This window comes from Streptomyces sp. NPDC046716, from assembly GCF_040645755.1.
In the GTDB taxonomy this organism is placed as follows: domain Bacteria; phylum Actinomycetota; class Actinomycetes; order Streptomycetales; family Streptomycetaceae; genus Streptomyces.
Genome location: NZ_JBEYYU010000125.1, coordinates 1 through 7,455 on the forward strand (window position 1 = coordinate 1; position 7,455 = coordinate 7,455).

Genomic DNA, 7,455 nt, shown 5'->3' on the forward strand with positions numbered 1-7,455 from the left:
TGCTCGCCCCCGGCCGCGAGGTCCGGGAACGTCGCGATGTTGACCAGGGTGGGCACGATGGCGACCCCGCGCTCGGCGAAGAGCGGGATCAGCGCTCCGCGCAGCCTCCCCTGGACGAGCGGAGCTCGTTTCAGGGGCGCGGGGAACTGCGCGAGAAGCGGCCACCGGCCCTCAGACGAAGAAGGCGGACCAGGGTTACCAGTCGCGGCCGGTGCGGCCGCGCTTGGTTTCGGAGCGGGCCTTCTTCTCGCGGAGGCGGCGCTCATTGATCCCGCGCGGAATCTTGGTGGCCCGGCGCGGCTTCGGCGGCGGCGCGGAAGCCTCGGCGAGCAGCGCGGCAAGCCGCACGGCGGCCGTCTCCCGATTGCGCCACTGCGAGCGATGCTCGGAGGCCCGTACGGTCACCACCCCGCCCACCAGACGCGACCCGAGCCGCTCAAGGGCCCGCGCCTTCCACACCTCGGGCAGCGCCCGGGTGTTCGCCAGGTCGAACGACAGCTCCACCTTCGAGTCGGACGTGTTGACGTGCTGCCCGCCCGGCCCGGACGACCGCGAGAAACGCCAGACCAGCTCGGCCTCCGGAAGGACGACCGAGCCGCGGATGGGATAAGGACCGGACATGGGTCCATGGTCGCGCGTCCGGACCCCGCCCGTCACCCCGATTTCCCCCCGCCCCGGAAGCGGGTAAAGAAAGTAAAGAGACCTGGAACCTTCACCACCCCGCATCGCGTTCATACGGGTACGAGTAGCTTCGGCTACACACGTACACCCGTACGCCACGCATTTAACGAGGGAAGGGACTCCCGAACCATGGCTGTAAGCCTGTCCAAGGGTGGCAACGTCTCGCTCACCAAGGAGGCTCCGGGCCTGACCGCCGTCACCGTGGGCCTCGGCTGGGACGTCCGCACCACCACCGGTACCGACTTCGACCTGGACGCCTCCGCGATCGCGGTGAACACGCAGGGCAAGGTCTACTCGGACGGCCACTTCGTCTTCTTCAACAACAAGCAGACGCCGGACCAGACGATCGTGCACACCGGTGACAACCGCACCGGTGAGGGCGACGGCGACGACGAGGCGATCAATGTGAACCTGGCGGGCCTGCCCGCCGACGTCGACAAGATCGTCTTCCCGGTCTCGATCTACGACGCGGAGAACCGCTCGCAGAACTTCGGCCAGGTGCGCAACGCGTACATCCGCATCCTCAACCAGGCCGGCGGCGCCGAGATCGCCCGCTACGACCTCTCCGAGGACGCGGCGACGGAGACGGCGATGGTCTTCGGCGAGCTGTACCGCAATGGCGCCGAGTGGAAGTTCCGCGCGGTCGGCCAGGGCTACGCCTCGGGCCTGGTCGGCATCGCCCAGGACTTCGGCGTCAACGTCTGAGGGCGATGAGTTCCTGAGTTCCTCATGAGGTGAACGGGCCCCGGAGTTCTCCGGGGCCCGTTCCCGTGCGCCCGCGCCTACGCTCTCCCCCGTGCACATCAGCCCCCTCACCCACTCCCCGGACCGCCCCCTCCTCGCCGAGCTGACGGCCCTGTACGCCTCCCGGCGCGACTTCTTCGCGCTCAGCGGCGACTTCCCCGACCCCGACGCGATCACCGCGGAGCAGGTCGCCGCGACCCTCGCCGGGGAACTGGCCACGCCGGACGCCGAGGCGCTGCTCGCCCGGGACGCCGAGGGGCGGCTGGTCGCGATCGCGCTGACGCTCGCCCGCCACCCGGACCCGGCCGACCCCGATCCGTGGCTCGGCCTGCTGCTCGTCGACGCCCGGCACCGGCGCGCGGGCCACGGACGGCGGCTGGCACGCGGCGTCGAGGAGCGCTTCCGGCAGGCCGGCCGCACCGCCCTCCGGCTCGCCGTGCTGGAGAACAACCCCGACGGCCTCGCCTTCTGGACCGCCCTCGGCTACGAGGAGATCGCCCGCCGGCGGGACCGCGAACTCGGCCGCCCCTGCCGGGTGCTGCGCACATCCCTCACCCCGGCGGCGGCCTCTCAGGGCTTGTCCGGCTTGCCCTTGCCGTAGAGCCAGTCCTTCCAGACCTCGTCCAGCGCGTCCTTCCCGCCGGGGTTCGCGTGTTCCACGTACGCCGTGAAGTCGTGGGTGTCGGCGTTGCCGTACTTGTGGTCGGCGGCCCAACTCTTCAGCAACGCGAAGAACTTGGTGTCCCCGATGGTCTGCCGGATGCGGTGGAGGACCATCGCGCCGCGCTGGTAGACGGGCGGGTCGGAGATGTGGGCGGCGCTCGGCGGGTCGGCGGGCGGGAAGGCCCAGACGGCGGAGTCCGGCGCGTGGTCGTACGCCGCCTCGAAGGACTCCTGGGCGGTGTCGCCCTCGTGCTGCTCCTCCCACAGCCACTCGGCGTAGGTGGCGAAGCCCTCGTTGAGCCACATGTCGCGCCACGACTTCGGGGTGACCGAGTCGCCGTACCACTGGTGCGCCATCTCGTGGACGAGCAGGCCCACATCGGGGGCGCCGGGGAAGACGGGCCGGTTCTGCGTCTCCAGCGCGTACCCGGCGGCGCCCTCGCGCGCGACGATCGCGCCGGTGGAGGAGAACGGGTACGGGCCGAAGGTCCGCGTCTCCCAGTCGACGACCTCGGGCAGCCGGGCGAGGACCTTCTCGCTCGCCTCCGCCTCCTCCGGGGCGACCGCCGTGTACACGGGGAGGCCGGCCGGCGTCCGGGAGGTGTGCGTCTCGAACGTCCCGATCGCGACCGTGGCGACGTAACTCGCCATGGGCTGGGTGACGCGCCAGGTGTACGTGGTGGTCCTGCCGTACGCGGACCGCTTGGTGGACGCCAACTCCCCGTTGGAGACGGCCCGTACGCCCGTGGGGACGCTGACCGCGATGGTGTACGTCGCCTTGTCGGAGGGGTGGTGGTTGCCGGGGAACCAGGCCATCGAGCCGGTCGGCTCGCCGAGGCCGAGCGCGCCGTCGTCGGTGCGCAGCCAGCCCTCCTCGGCGCCGTCGGAGTCGGTGATGGTGGCGGGTTCGCCGGAGTAGCGCACGACCGTGCGGAAGGTGTGGCCCTTCGGCAGTTCGTCGAACGGGCGGACCGTCAGCTCGTTGCCCGCCCGGCGGTTCACCGCCCGCTTCTTGTCGACGGTGACCCCGGCGACCGTGAGCCCGTGCAGGTCGAGGTTGAAGGCGCTGAGGTCCTGGAGAGCCGTCGCGGTGAGGGTGGCGGTGCCCGTGAGGCGGTGGGTGTCCGGGTCGTAGGCGAGGTTCAGGGCGTAGTGGGTGACGTCGTAGCCGCCGTTGCCCAGCTTGGGGAAGTACGGGTCGCGCAGGCCCGAGGCGCCGGGCGAACCGTCGACCCCGCCGCCGCAGGCCGCGACGGAGAGCAGGGTGACGAGGGCCAGGGCGAGGGAGCGGCGGGGGCGGGGGCGTCTGCGCACCCGGCCAGCCTATTGCCCTTTATGTCGGTGCTTGTGCTGTTGCCGCGGTCAGAGGACGGCGATCCCCAACGGGCGCTCCCCCGCCGCCAGTCGGCGCGTGTCGCCGCTGTCGACGTCGACGACGGTGATCCCGTTCCAGTAGCCGTCGCGGGTGAAGCCGCCGGTGACGTACGCCGTGCGGCCGTCGGCGGAGACGGCGACGTCCTCGTGCGGGCCGTCGAGCGGGATCACCTTCTCCCGGCCGTCCTTCGTGCGGACGGTCAGGGACGGGCCCTCGTCCTCGGCGGGGTCGATGGGGCCGGTGCCGACGACGAACAGGGTGCCGTCGGGGGTGACGGTGACGCCGTGCTGGTGGGTGTTCGCGGTCATCCGCTCGATGCGGGAGCGGCCGGTCTCCGGGTCGACGACGACCAGCTTCTCGCCCTCGAAGGGCAGCAGCAGCTTGCCGTCGGAGGGGCGTACGGCGGTGTAGTGCGGCTTCAGCCAGGAGCCGAGGCCGCCCTCGGTGCCGTAGGGGGCGACCTCGATGCGGCGGGTGTCGCCGCTGCCGGTGTCGAGGACGGTGACGTCGAAGGAGTCGTGGTCCGTCGCATACACCTCGTCGCCGTCGCGCGAGACGTCCACGTCGAAGGGGCGGCGGCCGACGCCGGTGGTGTCGGTGACGCGGAGGGTGCGGGTGTCGACGGTCTCCAACGTGCCGTTGCCGTCGGGCACGTTGACCCCGACGTACGCGTGGCGGCCGTCGGGGGCCAGGGCGATGCCCATGCCGCCGCCGCGGTACTCGCCGTCGGTGACCGGGCCGAGGTCCTCGGTCCGGGCGGTCTCGTACGGGATCAGCGCGACGCGCTCGCGGGCGGCCGTGTCGACGACGGCGACGCCCTCGGCGGTGGCCACCCAGGCCCGGCCGTCGTCGCCGACGACGAGACCGTAGGGCGCGCGGCCCACCTTCACGGAGTCGGTGACCCCCTCGGCGGGGTCGACGAAGCTGACGGTGTCGGCGCCGAAGTCGGCGACGAGGAGGCTGCCGTCGGCCGCGGCGGGGGCGGTGCGCGTCGCGGGAGCGTCCGGCCGGCCGCCGGTGGCGGGTGCTTCGGCGGGGGTGCTCGTGGAGGTGTCGGCGGGGCTCTGCGCGGCCGCGCAGCCCGTCACGAGGACGGCGGCGGCCGTCGCGGCGAGCGCGAGGCGCCTCACCGTACGGCCCTCAGCAGACCGGCGATCCCCGTGAACCCGCGCCGTTCGGCGTGCTCCAGGGGCGTGACGCCGTCGCCGTCCGGGAGGTCCGGGGTGGCGCCCGCCGTGATCAGCAGCTCCACGATCTCCTGGTGCGCGCGACCGCCGTCACCGAGGATCACGGCCTCCAACAGGGCCGTCCAGCCGAGCCGGTTGACGTGGTCGACGTCGATGTCGGTCTCGCGGAGCACGGCCCGCACGTAGTCGACGTGGCCGCGTTCGGACGCCGGGATGAGGGAGACGCCGCCGAAGCGGTTGGTGACCTTCAGGTCGGGGCCCGCGGGCAGCAGGGTGCGCATCATGGCGACGGAGCCGGTGACGCCGGTGACCAGCCACGGGCTGTCGGACCGGTCGTCCCGCGCGTTCGGATCGGCGCCCGCCGCGACGAGCGCCGCCGCGGTGGGGACGTGGTCGTGCAGGGCGGCGAGGAGGAGGGGGGTGCGGCGGTGGGCGTCGCGGACCTCGGGGTCGGCGCCGGCCGCGAGGGCGGTGCGGACGGTTTCGGTGTCGCCCTGAGCCGCGGCGGTCAGCAGGGTGGCGTCGTCGTTCTTCATCGGGGCGGCTCCAGAATCAAGCCCCTCCGGCGCTTGAGGAGCGGGGTCCGGGGCAGAGCCCCGTGACCCGCTCGCCGGAGGGGCGCGTCATGCGTACGCGGGTGCGGGTCGAGTGTGGCTGGTCGCGCAGTTCCCCGCGCTCCTGGGGGCCACACTCACCCGGCGACCCGGTCTAGCGGAGCGCGGCGACACCCGCCTGGGCGAACTTCTCGTCCTGGTCGCCGGAGGGCGCGCCGGCGACGCCGATGCCGGCGATCGGGGCGTTCTTCGCGGTGACGGGGGCGCCGCCCGCGAGGAACAGGGTGCCGGGGATGTCCTTCAGGTTCGGGGCCTGCTCCAGGCGCTTGGCCAGCTCGGAGGTGGGCGCGTTCCAGGAGACGGCGGTGTACGCCTTCTTCTCGGCGGACTCGTAGGACTGCGGGCCCGCACCGTCGCCGCGCAGCGTCAGGATCGTGTTGCCGTTGCGGTCGACGACGGCGACGGAGACCTTCTGGTTCTCCTTCTCGGCGGCCTTCAGCGCGGCCTGCGCGGCCTTGTTCGCGGCGTCGATCGTGAGGTGCGTGGAGGTGGTGGTCGTCGCGCTCTTCACGTTGGCGGCGGGCGCGGCGGCCGGGGCCGAGGCGTTCGCGGAGACCGTGCCGAGGGTGCCGGCGGCGACGGCGGCCAGGACGGCACCGCCGGTGGCGATGCGGGCGCGGCGGGACATGTTCTTCAGGGAGGCCATGCGATTCAACTCCTGGAGGGCGGGGCGTGCGTTCCTTCTGCACTCCATGCTGGGTCCGGAACCGGCCCGTTCCCGTCGACGTTCCGGCTGCTCCGGCGCTGCCGGGCGGCTGACCCGGGGGTCATCCGATCGGTTGACCCCGGGGGCGTGACCACACCCGACAATGGGAGTGTTTGCCCAGTTCGGAGCGGTACGGAGGTGGCCATGAGGGATTCCGACGCGGAGGCCGGGGCGACGGACAGCCGGTGGCTCGCCGCCGTCATGCACGCCGCGTTCTTCCTGCTGCTCGCGGTCGCCCTGGCCCGCTTCCTGCTGCGCCACCCCGGCGGCGCCCGGGTGCCCTGGATCATCGCCTTCAGCGCCGTCCTCGCCGTGCTCTACGTCGTCGGCATCGCCTGGGAGGGCCCGCGCCGCTCCACCGCCCGGCAGCGGCTGTGGCTGTCGCTCGTGGTCGCCGTGGTCGTGGTGCTCGTCGTCCTCGCGCCCAGCTTCGCCTGGGTCGGGATCCCGCTCTTCTACACCGGTCTGCGCACCCTGCCCACGCGCGCGGCGCTCATCCTCGTGGCGCTGCTGACCGTCCTGGTCATCGCGTCCCAGGTACGGCTCGCCGGCCGCTGGGACCCGGACCTGGTGCTCGGGCCGCCCGCCGTCGCCGTGCTCGCCGCCGCCGTCTTCCTCCAGATGCAGCGGCAGGCGGCCCGGCAGCGGGCCCTCATCGACGACCTGATCCGCACCCGCCGCGAGCTGGCCGCCGCCGAGCGCAGGGCGGGCACGCTCGCCGAGCGGCAGCGGCTGTCCATGGAGATCCACGACACCCTCGCGCAGGGCCTGTCCAGCCAGCAGATGCTGCTCCAGGCGGCCGAACGGGTCTGGGACCTGGACTCCGGCAAGGCCCGCACCCATGTGCACACCGCCGCGTCCATCGCCGACCACAACCTCACCGAGGCCCGCCGCTTCGTGCACGATCTGGCCCCCGCCGATCTGGCCCACGGTCTCGAGGAGGCGCTGCGCACGGTGGCCGCCCGCGAGTCCGGGGAGCGGCTGACGGTGCGGGTGCACATCGACGCCGGGGAGCGGGCCGGTCCCGTCCGGCTTCCCGACCGGGTCGAGGCGGCGCTGCTGCGGATCGCGCAGGGGGCGCTGGCCAACGTACGGGAGCACGCCGGGGCCTCCGGCGCGGCCGTCACGCTGACGCTGCTGGACGATCAGGTCGTGCTGGACGTCGCCGACGACGGGGTGGGGTTCGATCCGGGGGCGGGGGTGGTGGCCGGGGTGCGGGGGCACGGGCTGGCGGCGATCCGGGCGCGGGTGCGGCAGCTCGGCGGCGACCTCGCCATCGAGTCCGCCCCCGGCGAGGGCACCGTCCTCTCGGCCTCCATCCCGTTGCGGCAGCCTTGACCCCGGCCCTTTCGTCCGCGGCTCTCGTCGTGGCCGGCCGCGCAGTTCCCCGCCGCGCGCGGGTGAGCGTGTGAGGACTTCGCAACATCCCGTAAACACGGCGGGGCTCCAGCATTAACAGGGGAGCCGTATACAAAGAAGTGCACT

Annotated in this window: 8 protein-coding genes; 3 read left to right on the top strand and 5 right to left on the bottom strand. The window is 73.0% G+C overall.

The annotated features are described in order from the left end of the window. Positions 1-195: 195 nt before the first annotated feature. Positions 196-621, bottom strand: coding sequence for an alternative ribosome rescue aminoacyl-tRNA hydrolase ArfB (arfB, locus tag ABZ930_RS41055; RefSeq protein WP_351454933.1), 426 nt, complete (start codon positions 619-621; stop codon positions 196-198). 189 nt (positions 622-810) lie between these two features. Here arfB and ABZ930_RS41060 point away from each other — a divergent pair, with 189 nt between their 5' ends. Together ABZ930_RS41060 and ABZ930_RS41065 are read left to right on the top strand one after the other, a co-directional pair. Continuing rightward, positions 811-1,386, top strand: a complete 576-nt coding sequence (locus ABZ930_RS41060) for a TerD family protein (protein WP_111665406.1) — start codon at positions 811-813, stop codon at positions 1,384-1,386. 91 nt (positions 1,387-1,477) lie between these two features. Then, complete coding sequence (locus ABZ930_RS41065) at positions 1,478-2,026, top strand: GNAT family N-acetyltransferase (protein WP_361560632.1); 549 nt, start codon at positions 1,478-1,480, stop codon at positions 2,024-2,026. Here ABZ930_RS41065 and ABZ930_RS41070 read toward each other — a convergent pair. The 4 genes from ABZ930_RS41070 to ABZ930_RS41085 form a co-directional block, all read right to left on the bottom strand. Continuing rightward, complete coding sequence (locus ABZ930_RS41070) at positions 1,996-3,402, bottom strand: M1 family metallopeptidase (RefSeq protein ID WP_361560634.1); 1,407 nt, start codon at positions 3,400-3,402, stop codon at positions 1,996-1,998. The two genes, ABZ930_RS41065 and ABZ930_RS41070, sit on opposite strands and share 31 nt — an antisense overlap. A gap of 48 nt (positions 3,403-3,450) precedes the next feature. Then, positions 3,451-4,593 carry a hypothetical protein gene (locus tag ABZ930_RS41075; RefSeq protein WP_361560637.1) on the bottom strand — a complete coding sequence of 381 codons (1,143 nt, stop codon included), beginning with the start codon at positions 4,591-4,593 and terminating at the stop codon, positions 3,451-3,453. Further along, positions 4,590-5,186, bottom strand: coding sequence for an ankyrin repeat domain-containing protein (locus ABZ930_RS41080; protein WP_361560640.1), 597 nt, complete (start codon positions 5,184-5,186; stop codon positions 4,590-4,592). Before ABZ930_RS41080 ends, ABZ930_RS41075 begins: the two co-directional genes overlap by 4 nt. 172 nt (positions 5,187-5,358) lie before the next feature. Beyond that, positions 5,359-5,910, bottom strand: a complete 552-nt coding sequence (locus tag ABZ930_RS41085) for a heme-binding protein (protein WP_361560643.1) — start codon at positions 5,908-5,910, stop codon at positions 5,359-5,361. Between the two features lie 204 nt (positions 5,911-6,114). Between ABZ930_RS41085 and ABZ930_RS41090 the strand changes: the two genes are divergently transcribed. After that, positions 6,115-7,308 (top strand): sensor histidine kinase, encoded by a 1,194-nt coding sequence (locus ABZ930_RS41090; RefSeq protein ID WP_361560645.1) that lies wholly within the window; start codon positions 6,115-6,117, stop codon positions 7,306-7,308. Positions 7,309-7,455 lie beyond the last annotated feature (147 nt).